Origin of the sequence: Nocardioides sp. NBC_00850, from assembly GCF_045207335.1 — a bacterium.
In the GTDB taxonomy this organism is placed as follows: domain Bacteria; phylum Actinomycetota; class Actinomycetes; order Propionibacteriales; family Nocardioidaceae; genus Nocardioides.
Genome location: NZ_CP108845.1, coordinates 1,059,151 through 1,080,834, shown reverse-complemented (window position 1 = coordinate 1,080,834; position 21,684 = coordinate 1,059,151). Strand labels below are relative to the sequence as shown.

At 69.6% G+C, this 21,684-nt stretch carries 17 protein-coding genes; 8 read left to right on the top strand and 9 right to left on the bottom strand.

Annotated elements, in window-relative coordinates; genetic code table 11:
• Positions 1-11: 11 nt before the first annotated feature.
• On the top strand, positions 12-1,577 hold the full coding sequence (locus tag OH802_RS05290; protein ID WP_406025771.1) for a FadD3 family acyl-CoA ligase: 1,566 nt from the start codon (positions 12-14) through the stop codon (positions 1,575-1,577).
• Positions 1,578-1,648: 71 nt separating this feature from the next.
• Complete coding sequence (locus OH802_RS05285) at positions 1,649-4,471, top strand: FG-GAP-like repeat-containing protein (protein WP_406025769.1); 2,823 nt, start codon at positions 1,649-1,651, stop codon at positions 4,469-4,471.
• A gap of 1 nt (position 4,472) precedes the next feature.
• Here OH802_RS05285 and OH802_RS05280 read toward each other — a convergent pair whose 3' ends face one another.
• The gene (locus OH802_RS05280; RefSeq protein WP_406025767.1) at positions 4,473-6,104 is read right to left on the bottom strand and encodes a cation:proton antiporter; all 1,632 of its coding nucleotides are present in this window, start codon (positions 6,102-6,104) and stop codon (positions 4,473-4,475) included.
• Positions 6,105-6,147: 43 nt separating this feature from the next.
• Here OH802_RS05280 and OH802_RS05275 point away from each other — a divergent pair, with 43 nt between their 5' ends.
• A complete protein-coding gene (locus OH802_RS05275; protein ID WP_406025765.1) occupies positions 6,148-6,408 on the top strand; it encodes a ribbon-helix-helix protein, CopG family in 261 nt (86 codons plus the stop codon).
• Positions 6,405-6,656: a type II toxin-antitoxin system RelE/ParE family toxin gene (locus tag OH802_RS05270; RefSeq protein WP_160026251.1), complete on the top strand. Its 252-nt coding sequence runs from the start codon at positions 6,405-6,407 to the stop codon at positions 6,654-6,656. Before OH802_RS05275 ends, OH802_RS05270 begins: the two co-directional genes overlap by 4 nt.
• Positions 6,657-6,746: 90 nt before the next feature.
• Here OH802_RS05270 and OH802_RS05265 read toward each other — a convergent pair whose 3' ends face one another.
• The 3 genes from OH802_RS05265 to OH802_RS05255 form a co-directional block, all read right to left on the bottom strand.
• Positions 6,747-7,964, bottom strand: coding sequence for an acetyl-CoA C-acetyltransferase (locus tag OH802_RS05265; RefSeq protein WP_406025762.1), 1,218 nt, complete (start codon positions 7,962-7,964; stop codon positions 6,747-6,749).
• A 9-nt stretch (positions 7,965-7,973) separates the two neighbouring features.
• Complete coding sequence (locus tag OH802_RS05260; RefSeq protein WP_406025760.1) at positions 7,974-8,771, bottom strand: SDR family oxidoreductase; 798 nt, start codon at positions 8,769-8,771, stop codon at positions 7,974-7,976.
• Between the two features lie 81 nt (positions 8,772-8,852).
• On the bottom strand, positions 8,853-9,740 hold the full coding sequence (locus OH802_RS05255) for a hypothetical protein (protein WP_406025758.1): 888 nt from the start codon (positions 9,738-9,740) through the stop codon (positions 8,853-8,855).
• A 213-nt stretch (positions 9,741-9,953) separates the two neighbouring features.
• Between OH802_RS05255 and OH802_RS05250 the strand changes: the two genes are divergently transcribed.
• Positions 9,954-10,646: a nitroreductase gene (locus OH802_RS05250; RefSeq protein WP_406025756.1), complete on the top strand. Its 693-nt coding sequence runs from the start codon at positions 9,954-9,956 to the stop codon at positions 10,644-10,646.
• 67 nt (positions 10,647-10,713) lie between these two features.
• On the opposite strand, the gene OH802_RS05245 is transcribed toward OH802_RS05250, so the two are convergent.
• Entirely contained in the window at positions 10,714-12,834 is a 2,121-nt protein-coding gene (locus tag OH802_RS05245; protein WP_406025754.1) for a YhgE/Pip family protein, read from the bottom strand.
• Positions 12,831-15,530 carry an MMPL family transporter gene (locus OH802_RS05240; RefSeq protein ID WP_406025752.1) on the bottom strand — a complete coding sequence of 900 codons (2,700 nt, stop codon included), beginning with the start codon at positions 15,528-15,530 and terminating at the stop codon, positions 12,831-12,833. Before OH802_RS05240 ends, OH802_RS05245 begins: the two co-directional genes overlap by 4 nt.
• A gap of 61 nt (positions 15,531-15,591) precedes the next feature.
• On the opposite strand from OH802_RS05240, the gene OH802_RS05235 reads away from it, so the two are divergent.
• The gene (locus OH802_RS05235; RefSeq protein ID WP_406025750.1) at positions 15,592-16,212 is read left to right on the top strand and encodes a TetR/AcrR family transcriptional regulator; all 621 of its coding nucleotides are present in this window, start codon (positions 15,592-15,594) and stop codon (positions 16,210-16,212) included.
• Between the two features lie 49 nt (positions 16,213-16,261).
• Entirely contained in the window at positions 16,262-17,488 is a 1,227-nt protein-coding gene (locus OH802_RS05230) for a TerC family protein (RefSeq protein ID WP_406025748.1), read from the top strand.
• Between the two features lie 16 nt (positions 17,489-17,504).
• Here the strand turns inward: OH802_RS05230 and OH802_RS05225 are convergent, their stop codons facing one another.
• Both OH802_RS05225 and OH802_RS05220 read right to left on the bottom strand, forming a co-directional pair.
• Positions 17,505-18,839, bottom strand: a complete 1,335-nt coding sequence (locus OH802_RS05225) for a serine/threonine-protein kinase (protein ID WP_406025746.1) — start codon at positions 18,837-18,839, stop codon at positions 17,505-17,507.
• A gap of 41 nt (positions 18,840-18,880) precedes the next feature.
• Positions 18,881-19,831 carry an AraC family transcriptional regulator gene (locus tag OH802_RS05220; protein ID WP_406025744.1) on the bottom strand — a complete coding sequence of 317 codons (951 nt, stop codon included), beginning with the start codon at positions 19,829-19,831 and terminating at the stop codon, positions 18,881-18,883.
• Between the two features lie 137 nt (positions 19,832-19,968).
• Between OH802_RS05220 and OH802_RS05215 the strand changes: the two genes are divergently transcribed.
• Entirely contained in the window at positions 19,969-20,721 is a 753-nt protein-coding gene (locus tag OH802_RS05215; RefSeq protein ID WP_406025742.1) for an SDR family NAD(P)-dependent oxidoreductase, read from the top strand.
• 94 nt (positions 20,722-20,815) lie between these two features.
• Here the strand turns inward: OH802_RS05215 and OH802_RS05210 are convergent, their stop codons facing one another.
• Positions 20,816-21,658: an alpha/beta fold hydrolase gene (locus OH802_RS05210; protein ID WP_406025740.1), complete on the bottom strand. Its 843-nt coding sequence runs from the start codon at positions 21,656-21,658 to the stop codon at positions 20,816-20,818.
• Positions 21,659-21,684 lie beyond the last annotated feature (26 nt).

Genomic DNA, 21,684 nt, shown 5'->3' with positions numbered 1-21,684 from the left:
CGCTTGCGAGGGTGACCCCGCGCACGATCCCCGCCCTGATCGAGAAGGCCAAGCAGACCTACGCCGACCACCCGGCGATCGTCGACGGCCCCACGACGCTCACCTACGCCGAGCTCGCCGAGGCAGCGGACAGGACCGCGCGTGCCTTCCTGGCCAGCGGCGTACGCAGCGGCGACCGGGTCGCGATCTGGGCGCCCAACCGCTGGGAGTTCCCGGTCGCGGTTCTCGGTGCGCAGACGATCGGGGCGGCTGTGGTGCCGCTCAACACCCGCTACCGGGGCCACGAGGCGCGCGAGATCCTGGAGCGCTCCCGCGCCACGGCGCTGGTCACCGTCAACGGCTTCCTCGGCACCGACTACGTCCAGATGCTCCACGACGCCGGCCCGCTCCCGAAGCACCTGCTCACCATCGTCGACCTCGCCGGACAAACCGCCTCGGGCTCCGCTTCGGCCACTGACTGGGAGGACTTCCTCGCCAGAGGCGAGGACACGACCGATCAGCGTCTCGAGGACGCGAAGGCGTCGGTCACCCCCGACACCCTCGCCGACCTGCTGTTCACCTCCGGCACCACCGGCAAGCCGAAGGGCGTGATGAGCGCCCAGCGGCAGACGATCGGGGTCGCCGACGTCTGGGCGCGCGGCGCCGAGCTCACCACGCGGGACCGCTACGCCATCGTCAACCCGTTCTTCCACGGCTTCGGCTACAAGGCGGGATTCATCGCGGCGTTCACCTCGGGCGCGACGGTCTACCCGATCGCGACCTACGACCCGACGCAGGCGCTGCAGCTGATCCAGGACGAGCGGATCACGGTCCTCCCCGGCGCTCCCACGATCTTCACCACGCTCATCAACCACCCCGACCTGAAGGCGTACGACCTCTCCTCGCTGCGCTTCGCGATCGCCGGCGCCGCGAGCGTCCCGGAGAGCCTCTTCGCCGACATGCGCGACACCCTCGGGATCGACGAGGTCAAGGGCGCGTACGGCCTCACCGAGTGCTTGGTCGCCACCACCACCCGTCCTGGCGAGGATCCCGCGCACGTGGCCAAGGTGGTCGGGCCGGCGGTCGAGGGTCTGGAGATCCGCACCGTCACCGCGGCCGGCGACGACGCGGAGCCGGGCGAGGACGGCGAGGTCTGGATCCGCGGCGACAACGTCATGCTCGGCTACTTCGAGAACCCCGAGGCGACCGCCGAGGCGATCGACGAGGAGGGCTGGCTCCACACCGGCGACGTCGGCTTCCTCGACGAGCACGGCTGCCTGAAGATCACCGACCGGATCAAGGACATGTTCACCGTCGGTGGCTTCAACGTCTATCCGGCCGAGGTCGAGAACACCCTCGCCGGCCACCCCGGCATCGTCGAGGCCGCGGTCATCGGCGTCCCCGACGCCCGCCTCGGCCAGGTGGGCAAGGCCTTCGTCGTCGTACGCGACGACCTGACCGCCGATTCGATCGCGACCTGGCTCAAGGACCGCCTCGCCAACTACAAGCAGCCGAGGGCGTACGTCCTGGTCGACAGCCTTCCGCGCAACGCCAGCGGCAAGGTCCTGAAGACGGATCTGCGCGACAACTCGATATAGGTGAGACACCCCACCCCGCGGGGGTATAGGTTTCCTCAGCCCGTTCTTTACTTCCCCCACGGAGGCCTTCGATGCCCCGACGCGCCAAGATCGCGTCCATCTCCGGCACCACCCTCATTCTCGGCGCGGCCGCAGTGGCGATCCCCCTGACGCTGAACTCCGCCACCGCCGAACCGACCACGTCCGGCCCGCTGGCCGCGTTCGAGGCCGCGAACAGGGAGCCGTCCACCCTTCCCGCCGGCTCGGTGGAGTCTCACGTCGAGGAGATCGCGCTGACCACCTCGACCGGCAAGGCGACCGAGCACGCGACGAAGATCGACAAGCCCCGGACCAACGTCATCAAGAGCGAGCCACAGGACGTCACCGGCTTCGGTGTCGTCGGCGTGACCTGGTCCGGTGAGATCGCCGACGACGTACGCCCCGAGATCCGCACCCTGAAGGACGACGTGTGGTCGTCGTGGAGCCCGATGGTGGTCGACTTCGAGGACCACGGTCCCGACGCTGGCACGGCCGAGGCGAAGGGTGTCCGCCCAGGCACCGACGAGTTCCTGGCCGGGCACGTCGACCAGGTGCAAGCCCGGATCATCATCCCTGACGCCGCCGAGGTCCCCGGCGACCTCGAGCTCGCGGTGATCGAGCCGGGCAAACCTTCGGACACGGTCGAGGAGCTCCCCGAGATCGAGACCGACGAGGACAAGCCCCGGGCGACCAGCGTCCACAAGGGCAGCAAGGACTCCGACCTCAACCTGGTCGCGTCCACCTACACCTCGAGCCCGACGATCTACAGCCGGGCTCAGTGGGGCGCCGACGAGACGCTCCGCGAGCAGACGGCCCCGAGCTACCGCGCGATCCACGGCGGTTTCGTCCACCACACCGCGGGCACCAACGCCTACACCGAGACCGACGTCCCCAGCATCATCCGGGGCATCTACGAGTTCCACGTGACCACCCGCGGCTACCGCGACGTCGGCTACAACTTCTTCGTCGACAAGTTCGGCCGCATCTGGGAGGGCCGCCACGGCGGCGTCGCGCTGCCGGTCGAGGGCGCCCACACCAGCGGCTACAACTACGACAGCTTCGGCGCTTCGGCGCTCGGCTGCTTCGACACGGTCGCGGCCGGCTGCCTCGACGACGCCGGCTCGACGCAGAACCAGCCCACGGACGCGATGATCCAGGCGTACGGCTCTCTCTACGCCTGGAAGCTCTCGCTCCACGGCGTCACCGCCAACGCCACCAACGTGTCGCTGACCAAGACCGACGGCACCAAGACGGTCTTCCCGCACGCGATCAACGGCCACCGCGACGCGGGCAACACCATCTGCCCGGGCGCGAACCTCCAAGCCAAGCTCCCCGCCATCCGTACGCTCGCCGCCAGCCTCCAGAAGAGCTGGAGCGGCCGCGACCTGGAGTCCCACATCGCCGGCACGAGCCACTCCGACTTCGTGGCACGACGGGCCTCCGACGGCCGGATCTTCACGCTGCGTACGGGCGGGTTCGCCGGGTTCAACTCGACCAGGACGTCCACGACGGTCGGCAGCACCGTGCGCGAGGCTGTCGTCACCCCAGACATCACCGGCGACGGCAAGGCCGACCTCATCCAGGTCCGCACCGATGGCTCGGCGGGCATCCGCAAGGGACGCGGCGACGGCACCTTCGCGGCGGTCTTCAAGAACCTCGGCAAGAGCACGTTCTACGGGGTCTCCAAGATCACCGCGACCGGCAACATCGGCGGTACGTCCGCCAACGACCTGGTCGGCAAGAACGCGAAGGGCTTCCTGGTCCGATACACCGGCAACGGCGCCGGCGGGTTCAGCCGGGCGGGCACGACGCGCTCGCTGAGCGGCTTCGACAAGCTCGCCGCGACCGGCGATGTCAACAAGGACGGCAAGCGCGACCTGATCGGCCGAAAGTCCGGGGCGCTCTACTACTTCAAGGGATCCGGCAGCGGTGCGTTCGGCTCGCCGGTCAAGTTCGCCACCCAGAGCCCGTCCTGGTCCTCGCTGGCCCAGATCAGCGGCTACGGCGACTTCACCGGCGACGGCCGCGGCGACCTGATCGGCCGAGACTCGTCCAACCGCGGCTGGATCTATCCGGCCTCCGGCTCGGGCTTCGGCAAGCCGTTGGGGCCGTACGCGGACATCAACCGCACCCTCGTCGGCGCGGTCAACCTCGTCGGCAACAGCCTCCCGGACCTGGTGATGAAGTCCGGCTCGACGCTCTACGTCAAGCCGAACAGCGGTCTGGTCAGCCTGGCCGCGCCGGTCGACAGCGGCATCACCCTGACGAGCGCCACCGCACTGATGAACGCCGGCGACTGGAACCGCGACGGCAAGGGCGACTTCCTGGCGAAGATGTCCGACGGTTCCGTACGCATCTACCGGGGCTACGGCACCGGCAAGTTCGCCAGCCCCGTCACGATCGCGACCGGCCTCGGCACGGTCAGCGTCATCGACGCGGTCGGCGACGTCACCGGCGACGGCTACCCGGACCTGATGGGCCGCACCTCCGACGGCACGATCAAGCTGTGGCCGGGCAAGGGCTCGACCAAGGTCGGCGCCTCGATCACCATGAAGTCCTCGGCCTCGGGCACCCGCCTGGTCGGCGTCGGGCGCTGGAACAGCGGCAACACCCCCGACGTACTCTTCGTCAACGGCACCAGCACCGTCGTCCACGAGAGCAACGGGCCCGGCGGCCTGGTCTCCACGCAGACCCTGTCGATCAACCTGTCCGGCTATGACGCGGTGCTCGGCGTACGCGATCTGCGGGCCGGCTCCGGTGGCGACCTGATCGTGCGGTCGGGCAGCTACATCTATGCGCTGGAGCGCAACAGCACCGGCACCGGCGTGACCCGCACGTATCTGGGTGCACTGTCGGGCTACAACCTGCTGGGCTGACTCACGCCGAGAGTCGGCGCTCCTGGTTCACCCGGAGCGCCTTCTCGGCGAGGTCGGAGCCGGCGGAGGCATACAGGTTCAGGACGGCGTGGGCGCCGCGCTTCTTGAGCTCGTCGCGCTCCTCGGGGCGCAGGGCGATGGCGGCGACGGTGCCGGTGAACCCGAGCTTCTGGAGCAGGTCCATGGCGAGCAGGTTGTCGCCGTGGAAGGGCATGGTGAGGACGACCAGCTCCATGCCGGCGCCCTTCTTGACCCGCTCCCAGAAGTCCTGGTCGGTGGCGTCGGCCTCGACCACGTCGAAGCCCTCCTCCTTGAGCGAGTCGGCCCGCAGCGAGTCGTGCTCGACCGCCAGGACGTGGTAACCCTGGGCGTCGCGCAGTTCCTCGTAGGTCGTACGCCCCACCCGGCCCATCCCGACCACCAGCGCCTTGGCGTCACCGAGGTTGATCGGCCGGTCCGCCTCCTGGAGCCGCTCGGGCCTCCGCTCCGGCAACACTCGGTTGAGCAGGTTGATGAGCTTCGCGGCGTACGCGTTGAAGACGGCGGCCACCAGGAACGAGAGTGAGGTCGCGACCGCGAGCACGGTCTGCCACTGGGCCGACGCCAGCCCGCTCGCCGAGGCGATGACGATCACGATCAGCCCGAACTCGGAGTAGTTGGTCAGCGTGAACGAGGCCAGCGTCGCGGTGCGGTAGCGCAGCCCCATGATCGCGAAGATCACGACGTACGCAACAGCCTGGAGCGGCAGCAGGAGCTGCAGCACGGTGGCCAGCGCCAGGTCCTCGAGCGAGGGCACCCCGGTCAGCCCGATGCTCAGGAAGAACGCGATGAGCAGGAGCTCCTTGGTGCTGAACAGCAGCTTGGCCAGCGCCGGGGCCTTGGCATGCGACCCGAGGAGTACGCCGACCACCAGCGCTCCGAGGTCGCCCTTGAGCCCCACCGCCTCGAAGAGCCAGTAGCCCGGCACGAGCGCGATCGCCAGGCCGAAGAGCGCGGTCAGCTCGGCGGAGGTGATCCGGTCCCAGATCCGGTGGGCGAGCCAGGCACCCGGGAGGAGCAGCACCAGCGCGAACACCCAAGGGGAGGGCCAGTGGCCCTTGGAGATGGTCAGGAACACCACCGCGACGATGTCCTGCATGACCAGCACACCGATCGCGATCCGGCCGTAGAGGGTGTTGTTGTCGTGGCGCTCCTCGAGCACCTTGATCGCGAAGACGGTGGAGGAGAAGGAGAGCACGAACGCGATCAGCGCCATCTCGCCCAGGTCGGCATCGGCGAGGAGCGCGAACCCGAGCGGCGCGATGCCGGCCAGCATCCCGACCCCGACGATGACGCTGAAGCCCAGGTGGGCGAAGGTGCTCAGCCAGACGTCGGGCCGGAGCAGCGATCTCACGTCGAGCTTGAGGCCGATCCCGAACAGGAGCAGCGTGACGCCGAGATCGGCCAGCGTGTGCAGCCCTGCCATCTCACCGACGCCGGCGGCGTGCAGCCCGAACCCGGCGGCCAGGAAGCCGACCAGGGGCGGGAGTTTGAAGAACATCGCGACCAGCCCCGCTCCGAGTGCGACGAGCAGGTAGAGCGCGGTCAGCGACATATGGACGTCCCCCAGGGTGAAGCTCGACGGTTCGGACACACGTACGATACCGCGTGATACCACTTCGGGTTACAGTGGGTCCATGGCTATGACTCTGCGACTCAGCGAGGCCGACGACCGGCTGCTGACCGACCGTGCCAGGACGGAGAACCGGTCCAAGCAGGAGATCGCCCGCGAGGCCATCCGCGCCTACCTCAACGACCACGAGCGCCGCATCGAGGATCTCGAGGACGATCTCGCCCTCGCGCGCTACTCCCTGCGCCGCGAGCTCGGCGAGGTCAGCTACACCCCGCATGCCGAGGCCCGCCGCGCCCTCGGCATCGACCGCCACGCCGGCGAGTGACCTACCAAGTCGTCTGGGCCGACGAGGCGTTGCAGTCGGCCGAGGCGTACGTCGACGACGACCCCATCGGCCTGATCCAGGTCTTCGACACCGTCGACACCCTGACCGAGACCCCGCGTGACGTCGGCGCCTACGCCTGGGGCAAGGACCGCTACCGCCTCCGCGTCGGCCGCTACCGAATCGTCTACGTGGTCGAGGAGCGCCGCATCACCGTCGCCGTCATCCACCTGGGTCGCCGCAGCGTCTAGCCGCCGAGTCCGCAGTTGTGGGCGTCGAAAGTTGAGTTTCGTCGCCCACAACTACATTCTCGGCACGCCATTTCTACCGATTCGGCGGGATCAGCTCAGGCGCTCGATCACCATGGCCATGCCCTGGCCGCCGGCGGCACACATGGTCTCGAGACCGTAGCGGCCGCCGGTCTCCTGCAGGCCGTGGAGAAGCGTGGTCGTGAGGCGGGCGCCGGTGGAGCCGAAGGGGTGGCCGAGGGCGATCGCGCCGCCGTTGACGTTGACCCGTTCGGGGTCGAGGCCGATCTGGGCGATGCTGGGGAGCACCTGGGCGGCGAAGGCCTCGTTCATCTCCACCAGGTCGATGTCGGCGGCGGAGAGCCCGGCGCGAGCAAGCGCCTGGCGGGAGGCCTCGACGGGCCCGAGGCCCATGATCTCGGGCGAGAGCCCGGAGACTCCGGTCGACACGATCCGGGCCAGCGGCCTGATCCCGAGAGCCTCGGCGCGTACGTCGCTCATGATCACCAGCGCGGCCGCGCCGTCGTTCAGCGGGCAGCAGTTGCCGGCGGTGATGGTGCCGTTCTCGCGGAAGACCGGCTTGAGGCCGGCGACCTTCTCGAGGGTGACCCCGGCTCGCGGCCCGTCGTCGGTGGAGACGACCTCGCCGGACGGCAGCGTCACCGGCGTGATGTCCCGCTCCCAGAAGCCGCGGGCGGCGGCGGCCTCGGCGCGGTTCTGGGAACGTACGCCCCACTCGTCCTGCGCCGCGCGCGTGATGCCGTACATCTCGGCGACGTTCTCTGCGGTCTCGCCCATCGCGAGGTGGTAGTCGGGCAGATCGCCGGACTCGCGAGGGTCGGTCCAGGCCTCGCCCGCGGCCACCCGTGCGGCACCGCGCTCGCCTGCCTTGAGGAACTCCTCGGCCTTGGTGTCCGGCATCCCGTCGGCCTTGCCGCGCTCGTAGCGGGACACACACTCCACCCCGGCGGAGACGAACGCATCCCCCTCGCCCGCGCGGATCGCGTGGAAGGCCATCCGGGTGGTCTGCAGCGACGATGCGCAGTAGCGGTGGACCGTGGTGCCGGGCACGGCGTCCAGTCCCAGACGTACGCCGACGACCCGTCCGATGTTGTAGCCCTGCTCCCCCGCGGGCTGGGCACAGCCCATCATCAGGTCGTCGATCTGCGCCGGGTCCAGCTCCGGAACCGACGAGAGGGCGCTGCGTACGATCTGCTCGGCCAGCACGTCGGGACGCAGGTCCTTCAGCGATCCCTTGAAGGCGCGGCCGATGGGTGAGCGGGCTGCCGAGACGATGACTGCTTCGGGCACGGTTTCTCCTCAGGAGTTGGGGGTGTGCTGGAGGAAGGCGGGCCACTCGCCGCCGCCGTCGACGGCGAGGACGGCGCCGGTGATGTGCGCGGCGAGCGGGGAGGCGAGCATGAGGCAGGCGTCGCCGACCTCCTCGGGGGTCGCGAAGACGCCGCGGGGGATGGTCGCGGCCACCGCGGCGCGCTGCTCCGGGCTGCCGTAGTGGTCCTCGGACCCAGGCGTGGCGACGAGCCCGCAGGAGATGGCATTGACGCGTACGTCCGGGGCCCACTCGACCGCGATCGACCCGGTCAAGCTCTCGACGGCCGCCTTCGCGGCCCCGTAGACCGCGGTCCCGGGACTGGGCCGCCGTGCCGAGATCGAGCTGATGTTGACGATGGATCCGCGAGAGGCCTTCAACGCCTCGTACGCCGCCTGGCTGACGTAGGCGGTGGCCAGGAAGTTGAGCGCCGAGATCTTCTCGTGGAACCGCGGCGACGCGGTCGCGAAGTCGGCGTAGGGCGCGCCACCAGCGTTGTTGACGACCACGTCGAGCCGTCCGAGCCGCGAGGTGATCGCGGCGATCCACGCCGCGACCTGGTCCGGATCTCGCACGTCCACCTGGGAGAACACCGGCTTGCGACCGTCCACGACGGGCAGCTCCTCAGGCGCTGACCGGCCGCCCTGATCGCCTCGGGCTCCGCTTCGGCCGCAGATCTCGACCTCCGCTCCCGCGGCCAGGAACCGCGCGACGATCCCGGCACCCACGCCGCGCGCGCCACCGGTCACCGCGACCACCTTGCCGCTGAAGTCGATCTCGACTGCCATGTGCGGTAGTCTAGAGCGCCTACCAAGCAAATGCTAGGTTGATGATCGCGGTGACCGGATCAGAGGGTCAGACGCAGCGCCTCACACGCAGTGCACGTCCACCCAGTAGGTGTGCTCCCCACTCATGTGCTTCTTGACCTGCACCGGGACGGTGACCGAGCCGTTCGCGTCGGGGACGAAGGTCTGCCCGGCGTAGTGCACGTCATCGATCTCGCAGCCGACCTGGTCGGTCACGGTGATCTTGTGCAGACCCGTCTCAGCGGCCTCGACGTGCGCCTCATGGAACGCGAGGACCGCCGGGTTGTACTCGGAGTACTTCACGTTGTGCGCACCCAGGGTGTCGGTCCACTCAGCGGCGAGACCATCGATGAACGGTCCACCGTGACGTGAGAACCGGGTGTCGATCTCGACGATCGCCCGGGCCTTGACCTTGAAGTTGTCGGTCTTGCTGTCGGCCGGGACGAAACCGTGCCGGTTGCCCGGAGCGGTGGAGTCGAGCGCGTCGTACGGCGTCAGCCAGACCTTGTACTCGCCACCGTTGTTCGGGGTGTCGAGGTAGGGGAACAGCTGCACGGTGATGCCGCCGTCCTCCGCGTCGGTGCCGGTCGCGTGAGCGCAGGCACCACTCGGGGCGACGCTGACGAAGCGGCCGCTGGCGTCGACCTCGACCAGGCGGCAGGAGACGGGATCGGTGGAGAGCAGCGTCTTGCCGGAGGGATCGGTCACCTGGAAGGCGTAGATCCCGGCAGGCAGGCCGGCAGCGTCATCAGGCGCGTTGATGCCAGGACCGCCGTTGAGATAGACGTCCTGCTTGGCGGCGTAGTGGTTCAGGTTGACGGGCACGCCGGTTACGTCGGTGGTGAAGATCGCGCCGGAGAGCTGCAGCAACGGTGCAGACGAGGCCGGCATCGACCAGAGCGCCGCCGCGGCGACCCCCGCCGCGACCGCACAGACGAGCTTTCGGATCATGGGTTTCCCCCTCGGATAGGTCGGACCTCGAGTCTTCGTCGCGCCTCGGTAAAGGCCTCTGTCCGATCCCCGGGTATCACCCGAACCAGGTAGGACCGGGACTGTGTGATGGGCCACCTCGGCACCGTTCCCGGGAATACCGGAGAGTCCCTCCGTCTTGCGTCAGGAGTGGATCGAGGCCACCGGCCTCGGCAGACCTGAGAGGACCTTCTTGTGACCACGACCGCCGTCGACACCTTCACGGGCGTGATTCGCTCGCGCCGCTCCGCGCGAGCCTTCCTGCCCGAGCCGATCCCCGCCGACGACATCCGCGGTGTGCTCGAGGACGCCCAGCGCGCCCCGTCGCACAGCAACACCCAGCCGTGGGAGGTCCACGTCTTCTCCGGTGAGGCCCGCGAGCGCCTCAGCGAGGCGATGCTCAAGGCGTTCGAGGCCGGCCAGATGAGCCCCGACTTCACCACGACGTACGGTGACGACGACAGCGTCCACGTCCAGCGGTCGCAGCAGACCGGGGCCGTCCTCTACGGCGCCCTGGGCATCGCCCGCAAGGATGCCAACGGCCGCACCAAGGCCGTCGCCGAGAACCTCCGCTTCTACGGTGCGCCCCACGTGGCCCTGCTCTTCGTGCCGGAGCTCGGCGATGTCGTACGCGCTGCCAACGACGTCGGCATGTACGCCCAGAACTTCCTGCTCTCCCTCACCGCCCGCGGCTACCACGGCGTACCCCAGGGCATGCACGGCCTCTTCGCCGACACCGTCCGCGATCACCTCGGCCTGCCCGCCGACCGCAAGCTGCTCTACGGCATCTCGTTCGGCACCGCCGACCCCGACGCCGCCGTGAACCGCCTCGACGTCGGCCGCGCCCCGCTCGACGAGCACATCGTGCTGCACGACACCGCGCTCTGAGCCGCGGCGACGAGCTGTAACACGTCGTTCGTAGGACTTCTCGCCCTATTGCGGCGACCGGATAGTCCTACGAACGACGTGTTACTTGGGCGGCACGCCAGCCGGCAGCAGCCGCTCCGCGGATCTCCGCGACAGACGTACGCTGCGCCCGGCCCGCCGCGAAGAGGCTGACCGCCACTGCGAGCAGGAGCCAGAGGACCAAGCCGCCGACCGGCGCACCGACCGCGGCACCGCTCTGCGCGACGGCGACCCCGCGGAGCGCCTCGGCGGCGAGCGGGACCGGCAGGATGCCCGCGAGCGCACCGAACGGCGCGGAGGCCGTGGCGACCGGCAGCAGCCCGCCGAGGGAGACCAGCTGCAGGGCGAGGAAGGCCAGCGAGATCAGCCAGCCACGGCGCTGGCCGGCGAGCGCGACGACGGCCTGGTGAACGGCGACGAACACCGACGCGGCGAGCACCGCGATCCCGACCGTGGCGATCGGCTGCGCGAGATCGGCGCCGAGAAGCGCAGCGGCGACCACGAGGAGCACCGCCTGCGCCAACCCGACGAGGGCCGCCGGCCACAGACCGGCGAAGGTGAGCCGCCGCGCCGTGAGCGCCTCCCGAAGCCTCCCGGCGGGGAAGGCCGGGCGGAGCAGGTAGATCGCGAGCGCACCGAGCCACAGGGCCAGCGCGATCGCCGCCGGCGCCAGCCGGGTCGCCCCCGAGGTGGACGAGCCAGAAGCGACCGAGACCTGCACCGGGTCGGCGACGACCTCGGCCTGCTTTTCACCAGGAACCGCGATCTGCGAGGCACCGTCATCGAGACCCGAGGCCAGCGAGTCGGCGCCCTCGGTCAGCGAGGACGTACCGGAGGAGAGGTCGTCGGCCCCAGAGGCCAGAGAAGCCGACCCGCTCTCGAGCTGCTTGGTCCCGGAGGCGAGCTGATCGGCCCCGGAGGCCAGCTCGGTGGCGCCGTCGTTGGTCTTCCCGAGGCCGGACTCGAGCTCACGCGCGCCCTTGGCGAGGCGGGCGTTGGCGTCGGCGACCTGCGACGCCCCGGACGCGACCTTCCCGGCACCGTCCGCCGCCGACGAGATCCCTCCGCTCAGCTCGGGAGCCGCCTGCGACAGAGCCGAGGCTCCCGAGGCGACCTGCGCCGCCCCTGCTGCGAGCTGGTCGGCCTGCCCGCCGCCGGAGCCGACCGCCGAGGCGGTGGCTCCGCACAGCTGCGGCTTGGAGGCTGCGAGCAACGGGTCGCTCGCGCACGCCTGCGCCCAGCCCTTGGCGAGCTGGGTGTAGCCGGCCACTCCCTCCGACACCTGCGAGGCGCCGGTCGCGAGCGACGAGGCCTGCGACGGGAGCCCCGCGGTCGACCTCTCGAGCTGGTTCAGCCCGCCGCTGAGCTCGTCGGCTCCGGCGGCCAGCGAGGACGCGCCCTTGGACGCCTTGCCCGCTCCCCCTGCCAGCGATCCCGCACCCGACTCCAGCCGCGCGGTTCCGCCGGCGAGCTGGTCGAGCCCGCCCGCGACCTGCGAGGCACCGTCGGCCGCGCCGGACGCGCCGGAGCTCAGCGACCGAGCGCCGTCGGCCACCTTCCCGGCACCCGTGTCGGCGGCAGCGGTGCCGTCGGCGAGCTGGTCGGCACCGTCGGCGGCCGAGTCCAGGCTGGTCTTGAGCTTCCCGGTCTGGTCCCGGACCCCGTCCAGGTAGGTCGTCGTGACCGTACGTCCCAGGGTCGACGCCGACTGCCGCGCGACCTGCCGGGCGATCTCGGCGGTCACCTCGCTGGAGGCGTCGGACGCCTCCACGCTGACCCGGCCGGCGCTCGGGTCGCTCCCCTGCACCCCCGACAGCGTCTTGGACAGGTCCTTGGGGATAGTGATCACCGCCGCGTACGTCCCGTCCGCGTAGCCCTCCCGTGCGTCCGCTGCATCGGTGAGCTCCCAGCCGAGCGTGGGGCTCGCGGACGAGCCCGAGGAGGAGACGAGGTCCGCGGCAAGCGCCCGGCCGGCGTAGACCGTCTGCTTGTCCTTCCCGCTCCCCGTCGTCACAGGCTCGTCGAGGTTGACCACCGCGGCGGGCACCTTGTCGAGGTTCTCGGTACGGTCGCTGAGCGCGACGATCGCGAGCGCCGCCACGACGACCGGCAGCAGGATCGCGGCCGCCACCAAGCGACGGCCCGACCACCATGATTTCGTACGTTTCATCGGACTGTCTCCAGGTCGGCGACCGAAGCCGCAGGGTCGGTGAGCTCAAGATCGGGTGAGGTGCGTGCGGGCGCGGCATGCGCGAGCGCGTCCGCGACCTGCGGCACCGCAGGCAACGACGGCATCCCGAGCAGGACCGTCGTGCCCCGCGAGGTCAGCGCGGACAGTGCCGCAAGCTGCCCGCTGTCGAGCGAGGTCGGGCTGTCGATGGCGACCAGGGCCGGCATGCGCCGGGCGCCCACGAGCCGGAGCGCCTCCGCGACGTCGTGGACGAGAGCGGCCCGGGCACGCACGGCGCCCGCTTCCTCCGGCAGCAGCCGGTCGAGCACCACCAACTGCCCGGCGAAGCCCAGCCGCCCGGTGAGCGCCGCGAGCGCAGCAGATCGCGCGACCGGGTCGGCCCCGTGGACGATCCCGAACCCTCCCGGCCGCAGGTGAAGATCGAGCGGCGCGAGCGCCCCCGAGACCTCGACCTGCCGCGCGCGAACCGCGACTTCGCCGTTCGAGGCGACGTAGTCGGCGTGCTCGAGGTGGTGGATGAGCGCCTCACCCTCGATGTCGAGGACCGGCATCCGCCGGTCCAGCCAGGCCGGCAGCCACCAGGCACCCCGCCCGAGCAGGGCGAGCACCGCCGGCACCAGCGTCATCCGCACCAGGAACGCGTCCACGAGCACACCGACGGTGAGGCCGAGCGCCATCGGCTTCACGATCGGGTCGCCGTTGGGCACGAAGGCCGCGAAGACGGCGATCATGATGATCGCCGCGGCGGTGACGACGCGGGCGCTGGCGGCGAACCCGGTGTCCACGGAGCGCCGCGCGTCGCCGGTGTGGACGAAGTCCTCCCGCATCCGGGAGACCAGGAACACCTCGTAGTCCATCGCGAGCCCGAAGAGCACGCCCATCAGGATGATCGGGAAGAACGCGATCACCGGGCCGACCTTGGCGACGTTGAACAGGTCGGCGCCCCAGCCCCACTCGAAGACCGCGGCGACCACCCCGAACGAGGCCGCCACCGACAGCACGTAGCCCAGCGTCGCCTTCAACGGGACCGCGATCGAGCGGAACACGATCGTCAGCAGGATCAGCGAAAGCCCGACGACGACGGCCCCGAACGGCAGGATCGCACCGGACAGGCGGGCGCTCACATCGATGGCGACCGCGGTCTGACCGGTGACCATGACGTCCTCGATCCCGAACCGCTTCTCCAGGTCGGCCGAGTCCGCGCGGATCTCCTTGACCAGGTCCGCGGTCGCGGCGTCACTCTTCTCGGTGGTTGGGTAGATCACCACGAGCCCGAGGTCGGCGGTCCGGTTCGGCGTGGCCAGTGCGACCTTCTGCACCCCGTCGTAGCCGCCGAGCGCCTTGCCGAGATCGTCCATCACCCCGATCGGGTCGGTGGTGTCGATGATGTCCGCGGTCACGAACAGCGGCGCGTTGTAGCCCGGCCCGAAGTCCCGGCTGATCAGGTCGTACGTCTCCCGCGGAGCACTCCCAGGCTCGGCGCTGCCGTTGTCGTTGAGCCCCAGCGCGAGGTCGCGCGCGGGGATCGCCAGGACGGCGATCACCAGCAGCGAGACCACGACGGTGAGGACCGGCACCCTGGTCACCAGACGAACCCAGCGTGCCCCGAGAGTGATGGCGTGAGGCCGCCCCTCCGCGACAGCCTCACGCCGGTGGGCCCGAGACCCGGGCTTGGGCCGGAGCCGCTCACCCGCGATCGCGAGGAGCGCCGGCACGGCGGTGAGCGCGACGAGCACGGCGACCAGGACGGCGGAGGCCGCTGCGTACCCCATCACCGCCAGGAACGGGATGCCCGCGACCACGAGGCCGCACAGCGCGATGATGACCGTGACACCCGCGAAGATGACCGCGCTGCCGGCGGTCGCGACCGCCCGGGCGATCGACTCCTCCACCCCGAGACCGGTGGCGAGCTGGCTGCGGTGCCGGGCGATCACGAAGAGCGCATAGTCGATCCCGACCGCGAGCCCGATCATCAACGCGAGGGTCGGGGTGGTGGCCGAGATCGTGGTGACCGCGGCGACCGAGAAGATCCCCGCCATCGCGATCGCCACCCCGAGCAGCGCGGTCAGGATCGGCAGGCCGGCGGCCAGCAGCGACCCGAACGTGATCGCCAGGACGAGCAGGGCGATGAGGATCCCGATCCCCTCGGTCGCGCTGACGTGCACCCCGGTGACGGAGTACGCATCCCCGCCGACGTGGAGCTCCAGCGAAGACCCCTCGGGCAGTTCCCCAGCTTCTTCCAGATCCGAGGTCACACCCTCGGGGAGCTCGTCGAGACCGAGATCGAACTGCACCGTCGCCAGCGCGTCCCGGCCGTTGTCGCTGACGGTCCTGCTCTCCGAGGCCAGCGGGTCGGTGACCGTCGCGACGTGGTCCACCTTCTCGACCCGCGCGAGCACCTTCTCGATCTCTTGGCGGTGGTCGTCGATCTTCTCCCCCTCGGGAGCGACGAAGACCAGCTGGGCGGAGGTCCCCGAGACCTCGGGGAAGCGCTGGGTGAGCGCGTCCAGGCCCTGCTGGGACTCGGTGCCGGGGATCGTGAAGTCGTTCTGAAGCTTGCCGCCGAGCGAGACGGTCAGCGCACCCAGGAGCACCGCGAGCAGGAGCCAGAGCGCCAGCACGGTCTTGGCGTGGCGCGCGACCTGTCGGCCGAGTCGGTAGAGGTAGGAGGACACGTTCAATACATTAACGCATTCAATACGAAAGTGAATCGTTGGCATATGTGAGGATTACTACATGACCGAGGTGAAGGCCCCCAGGCGACGTACGAACACCCGCGCCCGGCTGCTGTCCGCGGCCGTCGACGTCTTCGTCGAGCGCGGGGCGCGCCGGGTCACCGTCGATGACCTGGTCAGCGCGGCCGGCTACACGCGCGGCGCGTTCTACTCCAACTTCGGCAGCGTCGAGGAGGTGCTGCTCGAGGCGTTCAAGGAGGAGTCGGAGAGGCTGATCGAGGCCGTACGCACCGCCGTCGGCGAGCACAGCGACGCCGACTCGAGCGGATCACTGATCGGCGCGGCCTTCGACGCGATCCGCCCGCTGCAGGACCGCTGGTTCGTCCTGCAGAGCGAGGTGGTGCTGCAGAGCCTGCGCGACGCCGACGCGAGAGAGATCAGCTCGGCGACGTTCACGGCGCTCAGCGAGCAGCTCGTCGAGGTCGTCGCGCTCGCTCTGGACCGCCTCGACCGCACCTCCACGATGTCGACCGACCTCCTCGCCCAGACGATGATGGGCGTGTTCCTCCACAGCGTCACGATGCGTACGATCCGCCCCGACGACCCCCGTGCCGACCGGCTTCTCGAAGACGCGCTCCCCCAGATCATCGATGGGCTGTCGATCCCGAAGACCTCCGCCTAGGCTGAGGCCGATCCCAAGTCTCGGGTCGGCTCTCAGGGGGTTTGTCACTATGGGCGCACCAACATGGGTGTGGCTGGTCACCGTCGTCGCGATCGTCGGCCTGCTCGGCTTCGACTACATCTTCCACGTACGCAAGGCCCACACCCCGACGCTGAAGGAGTCGGCCACGTGGTCGGCGATCTACGTCGCGATCGCGCTGCTGTTCGGCGTCGGCGTGCTGATCTTCGGCGGCGGCACGATGGGCGGGGAGTACTTCGCCGGCTACATCACCGAGAAGGCGCTCTCGGTGGACAACCTGTTCGTCTTCCTGATCATCATGACGAGCTTCCGGGTGCCCCGCGAGGACCAGCAGAAGGTGCTCCTCTTCGGGATCACGTTCTCACTGATCGCCCGCACCGGATTCATCTTCGTGGGCGCCGCGCTGATCAACACCTTCGCCTGGGTGTTCTACCTGTTCGGCCTGATCCTGCTGATGACGGCGGGCAACATGCTGAAGCCCGACAAGGACTCCCACGGGGAGAACTTCGTCGTCCGCCTGGCCCGGCGGCTGTTCCACGTCAGTGAGCACTACGACGGCGACAAGCTCTTCACGGTGGAGGACGGCAAGCGCATCCTGACGCCGATGCTGCTGGTGATGGTGGCCATCGGCGGCACCGACATCCTCTTCGCCCTCGACTCGATCCCGGCGATCTTCGGCCTCACCCAGAACGTCTACCTCGTCTTCACCGCGACCGCGTTCTCGCTGCTGGGCCTGCGCCAGCTCTACTTCCTGCTCGACGGCCTGCTCGACCGGCTCATCTTCCTGTCCTACGGGCTGGCCGCGATCCTCGCCTTCATCGGCGTGAAGCTGATCCTGCACGCGCTCCACGAGAACAACATCCCGTTCATCAACGACGGCGATCCCGTGCACGTGGTCGAGATCAGCACCGGCCTCTCCCTGAGCGTCATTCTCGGCGTACTCGTCGTCACCATCGTCGCCTCGCTCTTCAGCAAGCGCGGCCGTGCGAAGAACGCCATCGGCAACGCCCGCCGGCACGCCGCCGCGTACCTCGACTCCGAATACACCGCCGACCCGGCCGAGCGCGAGCGCATCCACAACGCCCTTCTCGCCGAGCGCGACATCGTCGTCTCTCTCGGCCCGAAGTATCTGCAGATCGCCCGAGAGGAGACCCCTCTCATGGAGCTCCTCGAACGCGCCCTCGCCAGCCACACAGCCGCCGTCGAGCGCGGCGAGGCCACCCCCGCGGGCCCGCCCAAGATCCTCCGCGAGGAGTAGGGCGACCTACGCCGGGCTAGCAGCAGACGACCTGCTGCACCTTGAACAGAGTGTCTTCCTGGCGCTGCATGTTGACGTAGCCCTGGTCCACCCAGACCACTCGGAAGAGCCCGTCCCCGAGGTCCTCGACCCGTCGCTCGCCGTCGGCGTCGAGGTCGTCGAGGATGTGGTAGTAGAAGCCGTCGCCGCCGGTGGCGTCATCGGTGCAGTCCCAGGCGGCCGGATCGCCGAGGTCGGGGATGTAGAGACCGGCGGCCTCGCAATCACCTGCCTGGAGCGCGTCGACGAACCGAACGGCTGCGGTCTCCGCGCCGCTGACCGGCTGCCCCGCGGCGGTCTCCGTACCGCTGGCCGGCTCCTCGGCCGGACCGCGCGCCACGAACCAGGTCGCGGCGCCGCCCAGCACAAGGGCGACGACGACGACGGCCGTGACGAGGACGGCGTTGCGCCGGCCGCGCGCGGGCGGCTGCGGCTGCGGCGACGGCGTTGAGGACGGCGAACGGAGCACGGTCTGCGCGTCCGAAGGGGGAGGTACGGCGACCGCCCGCCCCTCGGCCGCGGCGGTGAGTGCTGCGGCGAAGCTCCCCGCGTCCGGCCAGCGGTCCTCGGCCCTCGGCTCCAGAGCCCTCATGATCACCGCGGACACCGTTGCCGGCACGGGCGCGACCGTGCCGAGCTCGGGAACTCGGGACACGACCGTCAGCGCAGGCGCGGGCGAGCGCCCCGCGAACATCGCCCACGCGACCGCGCCCAGGCTGCGTACGTCGGCACGGTGGTCGATCGGCAGTGACTCGTCGAACTGCTCGGGCGCCATGTAGGCGGGCGTCCCGATCTGCCGGGTCACCTCCGTGTGCTGGTCGAGCGCACGCGCCACGCCGAGGTCGGCGACCATCGCCCGCAGCCTGCCGTCGGACCCACCGGCGAGCAGGATGTTGGCCGGCTTCACGTCGCGGTGAATGACCGAGCGCACGTGCAGTGCGTCGAGGCCGGACGCAGCCTGCGCGACCAGGTCGGCCACCAGCTGTGGCGGCATCCCCTGAGGGTGCTGGGTGATCAGCTCCGCGACGCTGCCCGCGTCGGCGTACGCCATCACGAAGTAGGGCGCACCCGTCGGGGTCTCGCCGATGTCGTGGACCGAGACGACGTGGGGCGAGTCCACCGACCGGAGGAAGCGCGCCTCCTGCAGGAAGCGCTCCCGGATGTCGGCCGCCTGGGTCCATTGGGCGCTGAGCACTTTCACGGCAACAAGCGAGTCGAGGTCCGGGTCGTGGTAGAGCCACACCTCGGCGAATCCGCCGGAGCCGAGCGGCTTGACCTGGCGCAGGCGCCCGAGGTTCTGGGGAAGGGTCACCGGGACATTATGAGGCCGGGCCTCAGCCGGCGCGCGCACCTTCAGCTTCCGTTCGCGGCCGAGCGGCGTTCCTGGTCCCGGAACTTCGCGGGCGATGAGCCGACCACGCGGCGGAAGGCGGTACTGAACGCACTCTCGGACTGGTAGCCGGTGGCTCGTGCGAGCTCAGAGATCGACAGCGCGTCGCGAGCGAGAGCGTCGCGAGCGAGGCTCATGCGCCACTGAATGAGGTACTCCAGCGGCGGGACCCCGACGTGGCTCTTGAAGGCCTGGGCGAACGCGGAGCGCGACATGTGGCTGATCTCGGCGAGCTCGTTGAGGTTCCAGGGGTGGGCCACGTCCGAGTGCACAGCACGTAGCGCTGCGCCGATGCCGTCCTCGTTCAAGGCGCCGAGCCAGCCGGTGGGCCGGTCTGTCTGGCCGGCGTGAGCACGCAGCATGTGAACGAGCAGGATCTGTGCGAGGTGGTTCTGCACCAGCGGGCCGCCGGCGGCGGCGACCCCGACCTCGGTGGCCAGGAGATCGATCAGTTGCGCAAGCCGGCTGCCGTGAGGATCGGAAGCGCGGACGATCACGAGCGGCGGCAGTAGATCAGTCAGGAGTGCCGCGTTCTGGTCGTCGAACGCGATGTGCCCGACGCAGAGGTAGAGGTCGTCCTCGGACTCTGGACCGATCCGAACAAGCCCCTCCTCGGCGCTCGCCCACACCGCCTCCGCCGGGCGCGGGCTGGCGTCGGGCGTGCTGGCCAATACGTAGGGTGGCGGGTTGCCCAGCATGAAGGTGTCGCCTTCCCGCAGGAGCACCGGCTCATGCCCCTCGAGGATCAGCCAGCAGCTGCCGCGTACGAGACCACCGATCCGCACGTGCAGGAACGTGTCGAAGCTCAAAGCCCATTCACCCACGGCCCGAAGGCTGGGCCCGATCACCGTGTGTGGCTTGAGCAGGCCGATCGCGTCAGCCACTGGATCCTGGAAGCCGAGCACCACCGACACCTCCTGGACGATACGTAAAGAATGGTGGACTTCGCGTTATGGATCTTACTGCGATGGCGGCGCAGTATCGATGTCGCAGGTAAATCACCGGCACACGAAGGTCCGCGACGGCAAGAGAAATGATGGAGAAGACACACATGGGACATTTGGACGGCAAGACCGCGGTAGTCACCGGCGGAAGCAGCGGGATCGGCCTCGCCGCCGCCGTGCGGCTGGCGGACGAGGGCGCGTATGTGTTCGTCACCGGGCGGCGTGAGGCCGAACTGGAGGCCGCCGTCAAGACCATCGGATCGGACCGGGCTACGGGCGTGACGGGCGACATCTCCAAGTTGGCCGACCTGGACCGGCTCTACGACGCGGTCCGGGCCCGCGGCAACGGGTTGGACGTACTCGTCGCGAACGCGGCGGTCGGCACGTTCGTGACGTTGGAGCAGACCACCGAGGAGCACTTCGACCAGACCTTCGGGGTCAACACCCGAGGCACTTTGTTCACTGTGCAGAAGGCGCTCCCGCTGCTCAACGACGGCGCCTCGGTCATCCTGACCGGCTCCACGGCGGCCGATCGTGGCATGGAGGCGTTCGGCGCGTACGCGGCATCGAAGGCGGCGGTACGCTCCTTCGCGCGGACCTGGTCCACCGAGCTCAAGAGCCGCGGCATCCGGGTCAACGTGGTCTCGCCGGCATGGATCGAGACTCCCGGGGGCACCGCGGCTTTCGGCGACGAGGAGACCGCCCGGGCCATGAAGGCACATGTCGCAGCGACCGTGGCCAAGGGCCGCATGGGTCAGCCCGAGGAGGCCGCCGCGGTCGTGGCGTTCCTGGCCTCGGAGCAGAGCAGCTACGTCGTCGGCTCGAACCTCTACGTCGACGGCGGAGAGAACCAGACCTGAGGCCAGACCCGGGAAGGTCACGAGCCGTTCCACCGATATGGCACTGCCGTCGTCGCCCAGTTGCCGTTCTCGAGGTCCTTCGCGCGGTCGATGATCACCTGCGGAGGAACTCCAGGAGGGCAGCGTTGACCTCGACCGCATGGGTCCACAGGAGGCCGTGGGGAGCACCCTCGACCTCGATGTAGTCGGCGTCAGGGACCGCCTCGTGGAAACGGCGTGCCGTGGCGTCGATGGGAAGGATGTTGTCCTTCGTTCCGTGCAGGATCAGCGTCGGCTTGCCGGCCGCGCGAACCGCGTCGACATCGCTGCGGAAGTCCTCGATCCAGGTCGGGACCACTGCGTACGCGGCCACCGGCGCACTGCCGATCGCGACGTTCCAGCTGCCGGTGACGGCCTCCTGGCTGATCCGAGAGCCGAGGTTCTCGTCCAGGTTGTAGAAGTCCTTGAAGAACTGGGTGTACCAGGCGTAGCGGTCGTCCTTGGCAGCCGCGGCGATGCCGTCGAACACGTCCTGCGGAACGCCCTCGGGATTGTCGTCGCGCTGAACGAGGAACGGCTCGAGGGACGCGAGGAACGCGAGCTTCGCGACGCGCTCATGCCCGTATCGGGCGACGTACCGCGCGAGTTCACCAGTGCCCATCGAGAAGCCCACGAGTACGACGTCGCTCAGGTCGAGGGTCTCGAGGACCGTGTTCAGGTCGGCGGCGAAGGTGTCATAGTCGTAGCCGCTGCCGACCTTGGACGACTGCCCGAAGCCGCGGCGATCGTAGGTGATCACCCGGTAGCCCGCCGCGAGCAGCTCGCGCGTCTGCTTCTCCCAGCTGTGACCGTTCAGCGGATACCCGTGGATGAGCACCACCGGCTGTCCGGCTCCCTGATCCTCGTAGTACAGCTCGACTGGCGTGCTGTTCTCCTGCCCAACAGTGATAAAAGCCATCATCTTTCCCTTCTGTCTGCGTGGGG